Here is a 16,956-nt window from a genome sequence, read left to right on the forward strand (position 1 = left end):
TGGCTTGGCAAACATTTGCAGGCACCGCCGGCCGCGGGCTCGACATCCGGGAGTAGCGCGGGCCGGATTGATCTGGTAAGTTCGCCCGCTTGCAGTCGCAGGGCCGGCAGGTGTCGGTGATGGAGCAATCCTGCGCAATGGATTACAAGAGTAGAGGCGGTCCATTTCATGCCCACCCAAGCAAAGCAACAGGCAAGTCAGACACTCAGCGGTTTCGAGCCTTACGCCCCCAAAGAGGGCGAAGAGTACATGGGCGCTCCCATGCGCGCGCACTTCACCAAGATCCTGTCCAAGTGGAAACAGGAGTTGATGCAGGAAGTCGACCGCACTGTTGATCACATGAAAGACGAAGCGGCCAACTTCCCTGATCCGGCCGACCGTGCCAGCCAGGAAGAAGAGTTCGCCCTCGAACTGCGCGCCCGCGACCGCGAGCGCAAGCTGATCAAGAAGATCGACAAGACCCTGCAACTGATCGAAGACGAAGAGTACGGCTGGTGCGACTCCTGCGGCATCGAGATCGGCGTCAAGCGCCTCGAGGCCCGCCCGACTGCCGACATGTGCGTCGACTGCAAGAACCTTGCGGAAATCAAGGAAAAGCAGGTCGGCAAGTAATCCCGACCTGAACGAAGAACGGAGCGTGCGAACGCTCCGTTTTTGTTTCTGCTGTTTTTACACTCTCCAGTAGCATTGCTCTCATGACTGCCAACACCCCCGCCTACATCGGCCGCTTTGCCCCGACGCCCAGTGGACACCTGCACTTTGGCTCGCTTGTAGCGGCGCTCGCTTCTTATCTGGATGCCCGCTCGGTAAACGGCCGATGGCTGGTGCGCATGGAGGATCTCGATCCACCCCGGGAGGAGCCGGGCGCGCAAGCCGCGATTCTCAAGGCGCTGGAAAGCTACGGTTTCGAATGGGACGGCGAAATGGTCCGCCAGAGCGATCGGCATGAAGCCTACGCCCAAGTGCTGGACAGTCTGTTCAGTCATGGTCTCGCCTACGCCTGCACCTGCTCGCGCAAGCAACTGGAGCCTTATCACGGAATCTATCCGGGGCTCTGCCGAAATCTCGGCCACAGCCAGAACGACGCCGCGATCCGCCTGCGAGTGCCGGAGCTGGAGTATCACTTCCTGGACCGGGTGCAGGGTGAATACCGCCAGCACCTGGGCCGCGACGTCGGCGATTTCGTGATCCGCCGCCGTGACGGGCTCTACGCCTACCAACTGGCGGTGGTGCTCGACGACGCCTGGCAGGGCATCACCGACATCGTGCGCGGCGCCGATCTGCTCGACTCGACGCCACGCCAGCTCTATCTGCAAGAGCTGCTGGGATTGCGCCAACCCCGTTACCTGCATTTGCCATTGATTACTCAGCCGGACGGCCACAAGCTGGGCAAGTCTTATCGCTCGCCGCCGCTGCAGGCCGACCAGGCCACCCCGCTATTGTTGCGAGCCCTGCGTGCATTGGGACAAGACCCGTGGCTTGAGCTGGCCGACGCCTCGCCGCAGGAACTGCTGAAATGGGGCAGCGCCCACTGGGATGCAGCGAAGATACCGCGCACACTGACCCTGCCCGAAGCGCAACTGCTGTGACGACACTTGCAGTGGCGCGCCCATCCGTTACCATCGCCGCACGTTTTCGGGCACGCGCATAAAAAAGAGAGGCCGGGATGTACATCTATCGCTTGGTCCTGCTTCTGGTCGTGGGGATCTACCTGTTTTCTCCAGCCATCATGGATTGGTGGATCGACGCCACGGGCGCCTGGTATCGCCCTTATCTGCTCTGGCTGATCCTGATTGTCGTGACCTTCATCCTGCAGAGCCAAAAAGATGCCGATGAGCTTTAGCCTGACCCACATGCTGCTGATCAGCGCCGCCTACCTGGCCGCGCTGTTCGGGGTGGCCTGGATCAGTGAACGGGGCATGATCCCCCGGGCGATCATTCGCCACCCGCTGACCTACACCCTGTCGCTGGGGGTCTACGCCAGTGCATGGGCGTTTTATGGAACGGTGGGCCTGGCCTACCAGTACGGCTACGGTTTTCTCTCCAGTTATCTCGGGGTCTCCGGCGCCTTTCTGCTGGCGCCGGTGCTGCTGTATCCGATCCTGAAGATCACCCGCACTTATCAACTGTCGTCGCTGGCGGACCTGTTCGCTTTCCGCTTCCGCAGCACCTGGGCCGGTGCGCTGACCACGATTTTCATGCTGATCGGCGTCCTGCCGTTGCTGGCGCTGCAGATCCAGGCCGTGGCCGACTCCATCGGCATTCTGACCGGGGAGCCGGTGCAGAATCGCGTGGCCCTGGCGTTCTGTGTGCTGATCATCCTGTTCACGATCTTCTTTGGCTCGCGCCACATCGCCACCCGTGAAAAACACGAGGGGCTGGTGTTCGCGATTGCCTTCGAATCGGTGATCAAACTGGCGGCGCTTGGTGGCGTCGGCCTCTACGCCCTGTACGGCGTGTTCGACGGCCCGCAACACCTTGAACTGTGGCTGCTGCAGAACCAGACCGCCCTCGCCGCCCTGCACACGCCCTTGCAGGAAGGCCCATGGCGCACGTTGCTGCTGGTGTTTTTCGCCTCGGCGATCGTGATGCCGCACATGTATCACATGACCTTCACCGAAAACCTCAATCCGCGCTCGCTGGTCAGTGCGAGCTGGGGCCTGCCACTGTTCCTGCTGTTGATGAGTCTGGCAGTGCCGTTGATTCTCTGGGCCGGTCTGAAACTCGGTGCGACCACCAACCCCGAGTACTTCACCCTCGGCATCGGTATCGCCGCCAACAGCAAGGCTCTGGCCCTGCTGGCCTACGTCGGCGGTCTGTCGGCGGCCAGCGGCCTGATCATCGTCACCACCCTGGCGCTGTCGGGCATGGCCCTGAACCATCTGGTGCTGCCGCTCTACCAGCCGCCCGCCGAAGGCAACATTTATCGCTGGCTGAAATGGACGCGCCGCGCGTTGATCGTCGCGATCATCATGGCCGGTTTCTGTTTCTACCTGATGCTCGGCGCCGAGCAGGACCTGGCCAACCTCGGCATCGTCGCTTTCGTGGCGACCCTGCAATTCCTGCCCGGCGTGCTCTCCGTACTGTATTGGCCGACCGCCAATCGGCGCGGCTTCGTGGCCGGCCTGCTTGCCGGGATCGTGGTCTGGGTAGTGACCATGCTGCTGCCGTTGGTCGGCAATCTGCAGGGGTTCTATATTCCACTGCTGAACATGATCTACGTGCTGGACGACACCAGTTGGCATATGGCGGCCATCGCCTCGCTGGCAGCCAACGTTCTGATGTTCACGCTGATTTCGCTGTTCACCAATGCCAGCCCGGAAGAAGCCAGCGCCGCAGAAGCCTGCGCAGTGGACAACGTGCGTCGTCCGCAACGCCGGGAACTGCATGCCGCTTCGCCGCAGGAGTTCGCCACACAACTGGCCAAGCCATTGGGCGCCAAGGCCGCGCAAAAGGAAGTCGAACAGGCTCTGCGCGACCTTTATCTGCCTTTCGACGAACGCCGCCCGTACGCCTTGCGCCGATTGCGCGACCGCATCGAGGCCAACCTGTCCGGCCTGATGGGCCCCAGCGTTGCCCAGGACATGGTCGAAACCTTCCTGCCCTACAAGGCCGGCGGCGAAAACTACGTCACCGAAGATATCCACTTCATCGAGAGCCGTCTCGAGGACTATCACTCGCGCCTCACGGGTCTTGCCGCCGAACTCGATGCCCTGCGCCGCTACCACCGCCAGACCTTGCAGGAACTGCCGATGGGCGTGTGCTCGCTGGCCAAGGATCAGGAAATCCTGATGTGGAACAAGGCCATGGAAGAACTGACCGGGATTGCCGCGCAACGGGTGGTCGGCTCGCGCCTGAACACCATCGCCAATCCGTGGAAAGAGTTGTTGCAAGGCTTCATCAACCTGCCCGACGAACATTTGCACAAGCAACATCTGGCCCTCGATGGCCAGACCCGCTGGTTGAACCTGCACAAGGCCGCCATCGACGAACCTCTGGCCCCCGGTAACAGCGGCCTCGTGCTGCTGGTGGAAGACCTGACCGAAACCCAGATGCTCGAGGACAAACTGGTGCATTCCGAGCGACTGGCAAGTATCGGTCGTCTCGCGGCCGGCGTAGCCCATGAAATCGGCAACCCGATCACCGGCATCGCCTGCCTTGCGCAAAACCTTCGGGAAGAACGCGAAGAGGATGGCGAACTGACGGAAATCAGCGGGCAGATCCTCGAGCAGACCAAACGCGTGTCACGCATCGTGCAGTCGCTGATGAGTTTCGCCCACGCCGGCAGCCACCAGCACAGCGACGAACCCGTCTGTCTGGCGGAAGTGGCTCAGGACGCTATCGGCTTGCTGGCCTTGAACCGACGCAACTTCGAAGTCCAGTTCTACAATCTGTGCGACCCCGATCACTGGGTCGAAGGCGACCCGCAACGGCTTGCCCAAGTGCTGATCAACCTGCTCTCCAACGCCCGCGACGCCTCGCCTGCCGGCAGCGCGGTGCGGGTCAAGAGCGAAGCCGGCGAACACACGGTCGATCTGATCGTGGAGGACGAAGGCAGCGGCATTCCATCGAGCATCATGGACCGATTGTTCGAACCTTTCTTCACCACCAAGGATCCTGGCGAAGGCACCGGTCTGGGCCTTGCACTGGTCTATTCCATCGTTGAAGAGCATTATGGACAAATCACCATCGACAGCCCGGCCGATGTTCAAAGCCAGCGCGGCACCCGTATCCGGGTGACTTTGCCGCGCCATGTCGAAGCGACGTCCGCTGTGAACTGAGACCGTCGAGAGAATCGAATCAATGCCGCACATTTTGATCGTCGAAGACGAAACCATTATCCGCTCCGCCTTGCGCCGCCTGCTGGAACGCAACCAGTATCAGGTCAGCGAAGCCGGTTCCGTGCAGGAAGCACAAGAACGCTTCAGTATTCCCACATTCGATCTGATCGTCAGCGACCTGCGACTGCCGGGCGCCCCGGGCACCGAGCTGATCAAGCTTGGCCAGGGCACGCCGGTGCTGATCATGACCAGCTACGCCAGCCTGCGCTCGGCGGTGGACTCGATGAAGATGGGCGCGGTGGATTACATCGCCAAACCTTTCGACCATGACGAGATGCTGCAGGCCGTGGCGCGGATCCTGCGCGATCGACAGTCGGCACCGGCTGCCGGCGAAGTCGTTGCCGGTAAAACCGCCACTGGTCATGCCAAGTCCACCGCCGACAGCAGCAATGGCGAGATCGGCATCATCGGCTCCTGCCCGCCGATGCAGGACCTTTACGGCAAGATCCGCAAAGTCGCGCCGACCGATTCCAATGTCCTGATCCAGGGCGAGTCCGGGACCGGCAAGGAGCTGGTGGCCCGCGCCCTGCACAACCTGTCGAAGCGCGCCAAGGCGCCAATGATCTCGGTGAACTGCGCAGCCATTCCCGAAAGCCTGATCGAGTCCGAGCTGTTCGGCCACGAGAAAGGTGCGTTCACCGGGGCCAGCGCCGGTCGCGCCGGTCTGGTGGAAGCGGCGGACGGCGGCACGCTGTTCCTCGACGAGATCGGCGAACTGCCTCTGGAAGCTCAGGCCCGTCTGTTGCGTGTGCTGCAGGAAGGTGAAATTCGCCGGGTCGGTTCGGTACAGTCGCAGAAAGTCGATGTCCGACTGATTGCCGCCACCCACCGTGACCTCAAGAGTCTGGCGAAAATCGGCCAGTTCCGTGAAGACCTGTACTACCGCCTTCACGTGATCGCGTTGAAACTGCCGGCCCTGCGCGAACGCGGTGCCGACGTCAACGAAATCGCCAATGCGTTCCTCGCTCGCCAGAGCGCTCGCATCAACCGCACCGACCTCAAGTTTGCCGCCGATGCCGAACAGGCGATCCGGCACTATTCCTGGCCGGGCAACGTGCGAGAGCTGGAAAACGCAGTCGAGCGTGCCGTCATCCTGAGCGAAAGCCCGGAAATCTCCGCCGACCTGCTTGGCATCGATATCGAACTGGGGGATCTGGAAGACGATGAGTTCATCGGCCTGCCGGCACAACCGGCCGGTAACGCCGCCAACAGCAGCCACGAGCCGACCGAAGACCTGTCGCTGGAAGACTACTTCCAGCATTTCGTACTCGAGCATCAGGACCACATGACCGAAACCGAACTGGCGCGCAAACTGGGCGTCAGCCGAAAATGCCTGTGGGAGCGCCGTCAGCGTCTGGGCATTCCACGGCGCAAGACCGGGGTGGCCAGCGAGAGCTGAACGTTACCTGTCGAGTGTGCGGGTAACCGTTGAAACTGTGAAAAAACTGTTACCTCAGTCTTTTCACGTAACAGAAGCCGGGGTTATCGGTAACGAAACCCCGGCTTTTTTTCGCCCCCCAAAAACGGATATATCGACCTAACCCCTTGTTTTACTGGGGTTCGCAAAAGTTGGCACGGCACCTGCTATATGTCTGGTACAAGAACAATAACAAGCAATGCACAAGACAATAAAAATAAGACGAATCGACTCACGCACAATAAAAACAAGACGGCGAGAGGCGCAGCTAACTGATTCTTTTGGAGAGGCATTGTATTTGGGGCTTGCCCCACGACCAGGCCGAGAACAACAAAAAACTGTCCTAAGACAGAGCCTGTACTGGTTGGATCGAAAGATCACTGCAATTCAGCGACCAAAGCAATCCGTTTGCTCTTGGCTCCCGATTGGGAGGGTCATGAAGAAAAGCTTCATGGCGAGGGCGCTCAACAAAAACAAGAAGCCCGAATCAATAATAAAAAGAGCACGCAACTACTTCTTGGGGAGCTTCGGCTCCCCTTGTAGTTTCCCACCCCGCAAAATCCTCGAAATCCCCCCGCTTTACCCTTGCAGCTTGCGGCTTGCAGCTCATATCTGCCGTGTCCTACACCATCCCTCGACTAAATGCTAGAATCCTCGCCCATCATGCGGCCATTCTCTGGTATGGCCGAACATTCCTTCAAACAGTGCATCCCATGCTGAAGAAGCTGTTCCAGTCACTCCGAACGCCCCGGCGTCGTACGCAACACATCCGTAGCACGCCTGAAGTCCTCAACAGCGGCCAACATTCGCTGCAAAAGGCGCAATTCAGCCGATACGCGGTCAACATTGTCGAACGTCTGCAGGGCGCCGGCTATCAGGCCTATCTGGTCGGCGGTTGCGTGCGAGACATGTTGCTGGGCATCACACCCAAAGACTTCGACGTCGCCACCAGCGCCACCCCCGAACAGGTTCGCGCCGAATTCCGCAACGCGCGGATCATTGGCCGCCGCTTCAAGCTGGTACACATCCATTTCGGTCGCGAAATCATCGAGGTCGCGACATTCCGTGCCAATCACCCGCAAAACGAAGACGACGAAGACAACAATCAGTCCTCGCGCAACGAGAGCGGGCGCATTCTGCGCGACAACGTTTACGGCACCCTGGAAGAAGACGCGCAACGCCGCGACTTCACCATCAACGCCTTGTATTACGATCCGGTCAGCGAGCGCATCCTCGATTACGCCAACGGCGTGCACGACATCCGCAACCATTTGATCCGCCTGATCGGCGACCCGAAACAGCGCTATCAGGAAGACCCGGTGCGGATGCTGCGGGCCGTGCGTTTCGCCGCCAAGCTCAACTTCGGCATTGAAAGACACACCGTCCAGCCGATCCGCGATCTGGCACCGATGCTGCGAGAAATTCCTTCGGCGCGACTGTTCGAGGAAGTGCTCAAGTTGTTCCTCTCCGGACATGGCGCCATCACCTTCGAGATGCTGGTCGATCTGCAATTGTTCGCGCCGTTGTTCCCGGCCAGTTCCGACGCACTGGAATACAACCCGGAATACACCCATACGCTGATCAGCGAGGCACTGACCAACACCGATCTGCGGATCAAGCAAAACAAACCGGTGACCCCGGCGTTCCTGTTTGCCGCGCTGCTGTGGCCAGCCCTGCCGGCTCGCGTGTTGCGTCTGCAGGAGCGCGGCATGCCGCCGATTCCGGCGATGCAGGAAGCGGCCCACGAACTGATCGCCGAACAGTGCCAGCGCATTGCGATTCCAAAACGTTTCACCCTGCCGATCCGCGAGATCTGGGACATGCAGGAACGCCTGCCACGCCGCAGCGGCAAACGTGCCGATTTGTTGCTGGATAATCCGCGCTTCCGCGCCGGCTACGACTTCCTGCTGCTGCGTGAAAGCGCCGGCGAGCAGACCGACGGTCTGGGCGAATGGTGGACCGACTATCAGGACGCCAATGACAGCGAACGCCGCGACATGATCCGTGATCTCAGCGGCAAGGAAGACGGGACCGGCGCCCCACGCAAGCGTCGTCGCAGCAGCGGCGCCAAGCGCAAACGCGCCGGCGCTTCGGGCGAATAAGGCATGGAGCGTATCTACCTCGGCATGGGCAGCAATCTGGCTGACCCCGCCGAACAATTGCGCAGCGCGATCAATGCCTTGGCGCATCTGCCGGGTACAACACTGGTCGGTGTATCGGCCTTTTACCAGAGCGACTCGCTGCTGCCGGGTCAGCCGCGTTACACCAACGCGGTCGCCGCACTGGACAGCACACTCGCCCCGCTGGAATTGCTCGACGCCCTGCAAGCCATCGAAAACGATCAGGGTCGCGAACGCCTGGAGCGCTGGGGGCCTCGCACGCTGGATCTGGACATTCTGCTGTACGGTGATCGCCTGATCGACGAGCCGCGCCTCAAAGTCCCGCATTACCACATGCAGGAACGCGCGTTCGTCCTCTATCCCCTGGCCGAACTGGCCCCCGAAAATCTGCGCCTGGCCGATGGCCGGACACTTGCAGATCTGCTGGTTGCCTGCCCGTTCGTCGGCCTGGAACGCCTTTCCCACGCCTGACCCAAACCGCCGATGCGGGAGCAAAATGGCTCCCGCATTCAGCTTTCCTGTAGGACAAAAACTCCGCAGATCAGGCCCGCCGGCCCGCTGAATCGCATCAGTAACGCCGGTAACACTCCCGTCGTAACAATGCGGTAACACATGCAATTGACTTCCTGAGGCCTCATCACGACTATAGGCGTCCCGCTGCCGCCAACCCGGCATACAAGGGCGCAATCCAGGCCTTATAAGCACGACAAAAGAGCGTGCGCCTGAATAGATGACGAATCACGCGCGTTACTCGCAGTAGTTTCCAAAGCGCCTGAACGAGGATTTCTTACATGCCAGCCATCACCCTGACCACGCTCCAGAGCCTCAAGCAGAAAGGTGAAAAGATCACCATGCTGACCTGCTATGACGCGACCTTCGCCCACGCCTGCAACGAGGCCGGTGTCGAAGTGCTGCTGGTGGGCGACTCCCTCGGCATGGTCCTGCAAGGTCACGACAGCACCCTGCCGGTGACCATCGAGGAAATGGCCTACCACACCGCCTGCGTCAAGCGCGGCAACACCGACGCCCTGATCCTGGCCGACCTGCCGTTCATGGCCAACGCCACCCTCGAACAGACCATGACCAACAGCGCCAGGCTGATGCAGGCCGGTGCGCACATGATCAAGGTCGAAGGTGCGCTGTGGCTGGCGGAATCGATCCGCCTGCTGGCCGAACGCGGCGTACCGGTCTGCGCCCACATGGGCCTGACTCCGCAAGCCGTGAACATTCTCGGCGGCTATAAAGTGCAGGGGCGTAACGAAAACCAGGCGCGCCAGATGCGCGCCGACGCAATCTCTCTGGAGCAGGCGGGCGCCGCGATGTTGCTGCTGGAATGCGTACCGAGCGAACTGGCCGCCGAAATCACTCAGGCGGTGAAAATTCCGGTGATCGGCATCGGCGCCGGCACTGACACCGATGGCCAGGTACTGGTCCTGCACGACATGCTCGGCCTGTCGATCAGTGGTCGCGTTCCGAAATTCGTGAAGAACTTCATGCAGGACCAGAACAGCATCCAGTCCGCACTGAAGGCTTACGTGAACGAAGTCAAAGCCGCCACTTTCCCCGGGATCGAACACGGATTCTCCGCATGAACACCGTCAAAACCGTACGTGAACTGCGCGCAGCCGTAGCCCGCGCCCGCAGCGAAGGCAAGCGCATCGGCTTCGTCCCGACCATGGGCAACCTCCACAGCGGCCACATCGCACTGATCACCAAGGCCAGGCAACGCGTGGATTTCGTGGTCGCGAGCATTTTCGTCAACCCGCTGCAGTTCGGCGCCGGCGAAGACCTCGACAAGTACCCGCGCACGCTGGCGGCGGATCAGGAAAAGCTGCTGGAGGCCGGCTGCTCCCTGTTGTTTGCCCCGACCGTCGAAGAAATGTACCCCGACGGCATGGCCGGCCAGACCCGGGTCAGCGTACCGCTGCTTTCCGAAGGACTGTGCGGCGCCAGCCGCCCCGGGCACTTCGAAGGCGTGGCGACCGTGGTCAGCAAGCTGTTCAACATGGTCCAGCCGGACCTGGCGATCTTCGGTCAGAAGGATTATCAGCAACTGGCCGTGATCCGTGCACTGGTGCACGACCTGAACATGCCGATCCAGATCATCGGCGAGCCGACCGTACGCGCTGCCGACGGTCTGGCGCTGTCGTCGCGCAACGGTTTCCTCAGCGAACAGCAGCGTGCCGTGGCACCGGCGGTTTACCGCGCCTTGAGCAGCATCGCCGAATCGATCAGGCAGGGGGAGCGCGACTTCCCGGCCTTGATCCAGGCACAGCGCCAACAGCTGGAAGCCGCCGGCCTGCGCCCGGATTACCTGGAAGTCCGTCACGCCCTGACCCTGCGTCCGGCGACGGCAGAAGATCGTGACCTGGTGATTCTGGTGGCAGCGTTCCTCGGCACCACTCGGTTGATCGACAACCTGCACCTGAACCTCGATACCCCCGCCTGAACACCGCAACAGCAAAATGAGGGAGCAAGCCTGCTCGCTCCCTCATTCGTGCTGCATCCCCTTCCAGACCGTATTGCTGCCTACCCACCCATCGTGCAAACTGCCCGCCGTTCGAGGCGCGCGATCAGCAGGAGACTTGCTCGAATGACTCGCCGTCTGTCGGTCTTTCCTGTTATCGATGTTAAAAAAGTACAGGTAACAGGTCAGAAGAAGCCAAGACAGATCGCCGCGCCGGGTTTACTGTATTCGCCCTGCGCCAATGTAATCGTGTCGACGCAGTTGCCCCCCTCGCCCAAACATGGCGGGGAGGTCTTTTCAGTGTTCAAAAGGCCGTTCAAGTAAAAAGGAAAACCGCAGCGATGGCGTACTACCGCACTCCTCATGACGTTACCGCTCTGCCTGCCTGGCAGGCGTTGAAAGACCACCGCCAAGCCATGCAGGATTTCAGCATGCGCGAAGCCTTCAACGCCGATCCGCAGCGCTTCAATCAGTTCACCCTCAGCAGCTGCGGACTGTTTCTCGATTATTCGAAGAATCTGATCAACGCCGAGACCCGCAACCTGCTGGTGGGTCTGGCCAATGAAGTCGATCTCAAGGGCGCGATCAAGGCGCTGTTCGACGGCGAAATCGTCAACTCTTCCGAAGGCCGTCCGGCGCTTCACACCGCCCTGCGCCGCCCTGTCGGCGACAAGCTGTCGGTCAACGGCGTCAACGTGATGCCGGAAGTGCACAAGGTGCTGAACCAGATCACCGACCTGGTCGGCAAGATCCACGACGGCCTGTGGCGCGGTTACACCGAGAAGCCGATCACCGACGTGGTCAACATCGGCATCGGTGGTTCGTTCCTTGGCCCGGAGCTGGTCTCCGAAGCCTTGCTGTCCTACGCCCAGAAAGGCGTGCGCTGCCATTACCTGGCGAATATCGACGGCAGCGAATTCCACGAATTAACGCAGAAGCTGCGCGCCGAGACCACGCTGTTCATCGTGTCGTCGAAGTCGTTCAACACCCTCGAAACCCTGAAAAACGCCCAGGCCGCCCGCGCCTGGTATCTGGCCCAGGGTGGTTCGGAAGCCGAGCTGTACCGTCACTTCATCGCCGTATCGAGCAACAACGCGGCGGCTGTGGCATTCGGTATCCGCGAAGAGAACATCTTCCCGATGTGGGACTGGGTCGGCGGTCGTTACTCGCTGTGGTCGGCCATCGGTCTGCCGATTGCCCTGGCCATCGGCATGTCCAACTTCAAGGAGCTGCTGTCCGGTGCCTACACCATGGACCAGCACTTCCAGAGCGCGCCATTCGAACAGAACATGCCGGTCCTGCTGGCCCTGCTTGGCGTGTGGTACGGCAACTTCTGGGGCGCGCAAAGCCACGCGATCCTGCCGTACGACCACTACCTGCGTAACATCACCAAGCACTTGCAGCAGCTGGACATGGAGTCCAACGGCAAGAGCGTGCGTCAGGACGGCACCCCGGTGTCCACCGATACCGGCCCGGTGATCTGGGGCGGCGTCGGTTGCAACGGCCAGCACGCTTACCACCAGTTGCTGCATCAGGGCACCCAACTGATTCCGGCCGACTTCATCGTGCCGATCGTCAGCTTCAACCCGGTATCCGACCACCATCAGTGGCTGTACGCCAACTGCCTGTCCCAGAGCCAGGCGCTGATGCTCGGCAAAACACTGCCGGAAGCCGAAGCCGAACTGCGCGACAAAGGCATGAGCGAAGACCAGGTGCAGAAACTGGCACCGCACAAGGTGATCCCGGGCAACCGTCCGAGCAACACCCTGGTGGTCGAGCGCATCAGCCCGCGTCGTCTCGGCGCACTGGTGGCGATGTACGAACACAAAGTCTTCGTGCAGAGCGTGGTCTGGGGCATCAACGCCTTCGACCAGTGGGGCGTGGAACTGGGCAAGGAACTGGGCAAGGGCGTCTACAACCGTCTGGTCGGCAGCGAGGAAACCGCCGCCGAGGATGCGTCCACCCAAGGTCTGATCAACTACTTCCGCGGCCGTCACCGCGGCTGATCCAGCCCTTGACACACCCCCTCACCATGAGGGGGTGTTTGTTTACAGGTATTGAACCCTCACCGCTCTCGGCGCATCTTTATCCTTGTCGCACAACAAGAATAAGGAACCGTCATGTTCGATATCAGCACGTTCCCCAAAGCCGATGCCGTTCGCCGGGCTGCCCAGTTGAGTCAGGACGACTACCAGCGCCTGTACCGCGAATCCATTGAACACCCCAGCACCTTCTGGGCCGATCAGGCCACACGTTTCCTCGACTGGAGCACCCCGTGGCAGACCGTCCAGCGCTATGACCTGAAGACGGGCGAGGCTTCCTGGTTCGCCGGGGCGAAACTGAACGTCAGTCATAACTGCATCGACCGACACCTGGCAAAGCGCGGCGACCAGACCGCCATTGTCTGGGAAGGCGACGATCCCGCCGAATCCACGCAGATCACCTACAACCAACTCCATCATCACGTCTGTCGCCTGGCCAACGTGCTGAAAAGCCGTGGCGTAAAGAAAGGCGACCGGGTGTGCATCTACATGCCGATGATTCCCGAAGCGGCCTACGCCATGCTGGCCTGCGCGCGGATCGGCGCGATTCACTCGGTGGTGTTCGGCGGCTTCTCTCCTGACTCGTTGCGCGACCGTATCCTCGACGCCGACTGCCGCACCGTGATCACCGCCGACGAAGGCGTGCGTGGTGGCAAGTTCGTGCCATTGAAACAGAATGTCGACAAGGCCCTGCACAGCTGCCCCAACGTCAGCACTGTTGTCGTGGTCGAACGCACGCAAAACAAGGTCGACTGGGTCGAAGGCCGCGACCTCTGGTATCACCAGGCCCTGCGCGACGTCAGCGACGATTGCCCGCCGGAGCCGATGGACGCCGAAGACCCGCTGTTCATCCTCTACACCTCCGGCAGCACCGGCAAACCCAAAGGTGTGCTGCACACCACCGGCGGTTACCTGTTGCAGGCGGCGATGACCTTCAAATACGTGCTCGATTACCGCGACGGCGAAGTGTTCTGGTGTACCGCCGACGTCGGCTGGGTCACCGGCCACAGCTACATCGTCTACGGCCCGCTGGCCAACGGCGCGACCACGCTGATTTTCGAAGGCGTACCGAGCTACCCGAGCACTTCGCGGTTCTGGCAGGTGATCGACAAACACAAGGTCAACATCTTCTACACCGCGCCGACCGCCCTGCGCGCACTGATGCGTGAAGGTGCCGGCCCCTTGCAGGAAACATCCCGCGAGAGCCTCAGATTGCTCGGCAGCGTCGGTGAGCCGATCAACCCGGAAGCGTGGGAATGGTATTTCAACGTGGTCGGCGAACAGCGTTGCCCGATTGTCGATACCTGGTGGCAGACCGAAACCGGCGGCATCATGCTCAGTCCGCTGGTCAGCGCACAACGGATCAAACCGGGCTGTGCCACCCGGCCGATGTTCGGCGTGCAACCGGTACTGCTTGATGAGCACGGCAAGGAAATCAAGGGTGCCGGCAGTGGCGTGCTGGCGATCAAGTCGAGTTGGCCGGCGCAGATTCGCAGCGTCTACGGCGATCCGCAGCGCATGGTCGACACCTACTTCAAGCCCTACCCCGGCTACTACTTCACCGGCGACGGCGCCCGCCGCGATGAGGATGGCGACTTCTGGATCACCGGACGCATCGACGACGTGATCAATGTTTCCGGCCACCGCATCGGCACCGCCGAAGTCGAAAGTGCTCTGGTGCTGCATGACAGCATCGCCGAGGCCGCCGTGGTCGGTTACCCCCACGACGTCAAAGGCCAGGGCATCTATGCCTTCGTCACGCCCATGAACGGCGCCGAACCCAGTGACGAGTTGAAAAAAGAACTGCTGGCCCATGTCAGCAAAGAGATCGGCAGCTTCGCCAAACCGGACCTGATCCAGTGGGCCCCGGCCCTGCCGAAAACCCGCTCGGGAAAAATCATGCGCCGGATCCTGCGCAAGATCGCCTGCAACGAACTCGACAGCCTTGGCGATACCTCGACGCTGGCCGACCCGAGTGTGGTGCAGGGGCTGATCGACAAACGACTTAACCAGTAGAATCACGGGCGCGGTCAACCGGCCGCGCCGTCCGACACTGCCGAGTTGCCATGGAATTCATTCGCAGCCGTATCGAAAACCAACTCATGAGCCTGACCGGTCTGTCCCTCGGCCAGCTCGATCTGGAAAACCCCAAGGGCGATCCCGGCCTGTTCGGCCCGGACTCGATCAGCTGGCAAGTGCACGGCGACTTCGGCAGCATGTTGATCGGCGGCATCAGTGCCTTGCTGCTGCAGGCGCTGCATCCATTGGCGCTGGCCGGCGTCTGGGATCACTCGAACTTTCGCCAGGACATGCTCGGCCGCTTGCGCCGAACCAGTCAGTTTGTCTCCGGCACTACGTTTGGATCGCGTCGTGATGCCGAATGGCTGATCGAGAAAGTCCGCACCATTCACCTGCAAGTGGTCGGCACCGCGCCGGATGGCCGGCCCTATGCGGCCAGCGATCCGGATCTGCTGACCTGGGTGCATGTGGCCGAAGTCAGCAACTTTCTCGCCGCCCATTTGTGTTACCGCAACCCGCAACTGTCGCCCAAGGATCAGGACCGTTATTACGCGGAAATTTCCGTGGTTGCCGAGCGTCTGGGTGCCCGGGATGTGCCGAAATCGCGGCAGGCTGTGGCCGATTACCTGCAACGCATGCGTCCACAACTGGTATGCGACGATCGTAGCCGCGAAGTCTTGCGCCTGTTGCTCGATGCCCCGGCGCCCAGCGTTCTGGCGCGACCGTTTGGCGACCTGATGATGAAGGCCGGTATCGACCTGCTGCCGGACTGGGCAAGCGACATGCTGGATGCCCGGCAGAATCCGCTGCAACGTCAGCTGATTCGCGCCAGCGTCAAGCGCAGCGCCCCTATACTGCGCTGGGCGATGCGCAATGGCTCCGTGCAAAGGGCCCAACGGCGCATGGGGCTGAGATGAAGCTCAGTAGCTGCTAAACTCCCGCGCCCCGATTCCATCCAGTAAGGCGCCAGCATGTCTTCCCTGAATCAGGCGCTGCGCGCCGCCCTCGATCAACGCCAGGATATGCTCGCCGAGCTGCACAGCCAGGGCACGGATTGCTATCGCCTGTTCCACGGCAGCCAGGAAGGTGCCGGCGGACTGACCGTCGACCGCTACGGCCCGCAACTGATGGTGCAGAGTTTCCACCAGACACTGGAACTCGCCGACCTGCTGCAGCTGCACACCACGGTGAATGAAACGCTGGGATTGCAAACCCTGCTGGTCTACAACGACCGCTCCCGTGGCAACTCGCGCATCGATCGCGAAGATCGCATCTACCGCGCTGAAGAGGCTGCGCTGGTCGATCTGGTCGGCCACGAGTGGGGCCTGAACTACCGCGTACGCGGACGCCACGCCGGGCAGGATCCGCTGCTGTTCCTGGACCTGCGCAACACTCGCGGCTGGGTCAAGGACCACGCCAAGGGCAAAAGCGTACTCAATCTGTTCGCCTACACCTGTGGGGTCGGTCTCAGCGCGGCCGCCGGCGGTGCCCGCGAGGTGTGCAACCTGGACTTCGCCGAGGGCAACCTGGCAGTCGGACGCGAAAACGGCCTGCTCAATCCGCAACTGCCGACCATGGCATTCATCCAGTCCGACTACTTTCCGGCGATCCGCCAGTTGGCCGGCCTGCCGATCAGTCAGCGTCGCGGGCAGAAACTGCCGAGCTACCCACGTCTCGAACAGCGCCAATACGACCTGGTATTGCTCGACCCGCCCGCGTGGGCCAAAAGCGCGTTCGGTACAGTCGATCTGCTGCGCGATTATCAAAGCCTGCTCAAGCCCGCCCTGCTGACCACCGCCGAAAACGGCGTGCTGATCTGCTGCAACAACCTGGCAAAAGTCAGCATGGACGACTGGCGCGACCAGGTCCTGCGTTGCGCCGAAAAGGCCGGGCGCCCGGTACGCGAATGGAGCGTGATGACACCGGGCCGGGACTTCCCGTCCATGGACGGGCAACACCCGCTCAAGACCCTGATTCTCCAGCTCTGAAACCCGCACAGGACAAATCCCACAGAAAAATCAGGATGCTCCTGGCCTTGAGCAATTGCTTC

General features: G+C 61.3%; 14 protein-coding genes. All 14 read left to right on the forward strand.

What is annotated here, in order from left to right:
- Positions 1–168: 168 nt before the first annotated feature.
- The 14 genes from dksA to NWV16_RS24185 all read left to right on the forward strand — a co-directional run bounded on the left by dksA (position 169) and on the right by NWV16_RS24185 (position 16,894).
- On the forward strand, positions 169–612 hold the full coding sequence (dksA, locus tag NWV16_RS24120) for an RNA polymerase-binding protein DksA (RefSeq protein ID WP_260521031.1): 444 nt from the start codon (positions 169–171) through the stop codon (positions 610–612).
- Between the two features lie 83 nt (positions 613–695).
- Positions 696–1,589: a tRNA glutamyl-Q(34) synthetase GluQRS gene (gene gluQRS, locus NWV16_RS24125; protein ID WP_260521032.1), complete on the forward strand. Its 894-nt coding sequence runs from the start codon at positions 696–698 to the stop codon at positions 1,587–1,589.
- Between the two features lie 77 nt (positions 1,590–1,666).
- Positions 1,667–1,843 (forward strand): hypothetical protein, encoded by a 177-nt coding sequence (locus NWV16_RS24130; RefSeq protein WP_003176118.1) that lies wholly within the window; start codon positions 1,667–1,669, stop codon positions 1,841–1,843.
- Positions 1,827–4,781: a sensor histidine kinase gene (locus NWV16_RS24135; RefSeq protein WP_260521033.1), complete on the forward strand. Its 2,955-nt coding sequence runs from the start codon at positions 1,827–1,829 to the stop codon at positions 4,779–4,781. The genes NWV16_RS24130 and NWV16_RS24135 overlap by 17 nt, the downstream gene beginning before the upstream one ends.
- 22 nt (positions 4,782–4,803) lie before the next feature.
- The gene (locus NWV16_RS24140; protein WP_260521034.1) at positions 4,804–6,240 is read left to right on the forward strand and encodes a sigma-54-dependent transcriptional regulator; all 1,437 of its coding nucleotides are present in this window, start codon (positions 4,804–4,806) and stop codon (positions 6,238–6,240) included.
- A 731-nt stretch (positions 6,241–6,971) separates the two neighbouring features.
- Positions 6,972–8,360 carry a polynucleotide adenylyltransferase PcnB gene (locus NWV16_RS24145; RefSeq protein WP_260521035.1) on the forward strand — a complete coding sequence of 463 codons (1,389 nt, stop codon included), beginning with the start codon at positions 6,972–6,974 and terminating at the stop codon, positions 8,358–8,360.
- 3 nt (positions 8,361–8,363) lie between these two features.
- Positions 8,364–8,849 carry a 2-amino-4-hydroxy-6-hydroxymethyldihydropteridine diphosphokinase gene (gene folK / locus NWV16_RS24150; RefSeq protein WP_260521036.1) on the forward strand — a complete coding sequence of 162 codons (486 nt, stop codon included), beginning with the start codon at positions 8,364–8,366 and terminating at the stop codon, positions 8,847–8,849.
- A 320-nt stretch (positions 8,850–9,169) separates the two neighbouring features.
- Positions 9,170–9,970 (forward strand): 3-methyl-2-oxobutanoate hydroxymethyltransferase, encoded by an 801-nt coding sequence (gene panB / locus NWV16_RS24155; RefSeq protein WP_065261588.1) that lies wholly within the window; start codon positions 9,170–9,172, stop codon positions 9,968–9,970.
- Positions 9,967–10,827, forward strand: a complete 861-nt coding sequence (gene panC, locus NWV16_RS24160; RefSeq protein ID WP_260521037.1) for a pantoate--beta-alanine ligase — start codon at positions 9,967–9,969, stop codon at positions 10,825–10,827. Before panB ends, panC begins: the two co-directional genes overlap by 4 nt.
- Positions 10,828–10,971: 144 nt before the next feature.
- Positions 10,972–11,169 carry a hypothetical protein gene (locus tag NWV16_RS24165; RefSeq protein ID WP_260521038.1) on the forward strand — a complete coding sequence of 66 codons (198 nt, stop codon included), beginning with the start codon at positions 10,972–10,974 and terminating at the stop codon, positions 11,167–11,169.
- A gap of 17 nt (positions 11,170–11,186) precedes the next feature.
- Positions 11,187–12,851: a glucose-6-phosphate isomerase gene (gene pgi / locus NWV16_RS24170; RefSeq protein ID WP_260521039.1), complete on the forward strand. Its 1,665-nt coding sequence runs from the start codon at positions 11,187–11,189 to the stop codon at positions 12,849–12,851.
- 114 nt (positions 12,852–12,965) lie between these two features.
- A complete protein-coding gene (gene acs, locus NWV16_RS24175) occupies positions 12,966–14,903 on the forward strand; it encodes an acetate--CoA ligase (RefSeq protein WP_260521040.1) in 1,938 nt (645 codons plus the stop codon).
- A gap of 50 nt (positions 14,904–14,953) precedes the next feature.
- Complete coding sequence (locus NWV16_RS24180; RefSeq protein ID WP_260521041.1) at positions 14,954–15,823, forward strand: oxygenase MpaB family protein; 870 nt, start codon at positions 14,954–14,956, stop codon at positions 15,821–15,823.
- A 54-nt stretch (positions 15,824–15,877) separates the two neighbouring features.
- Positions 15,878–16,894: a class I SAM-dependent rRNA methyltransferase gene (locus NWV16_RS24185; RefSeq protein ID WP_260521042.1), complete on the forward strand. Its 1,017-nt coding sequence runs from the start codon at positions 15,878–15,880 to the stop codon at positions 16,892–16,894.
- The last annotated feature ends 62 nt before the right edge of the window (positions 16,895–16,956 follow it).

The sequence above is a fragment of the Pseudomonas sp. BW7P1 genome (genome assembly GCF_024981055.1).
GTDB lineage: Bacteria > Pseudomonadota > Gammaproteobacteria > Pseudomonadales > Pseudomonadaceae > Aquipseudomonas > Aquipseudomonas bananamidigenes.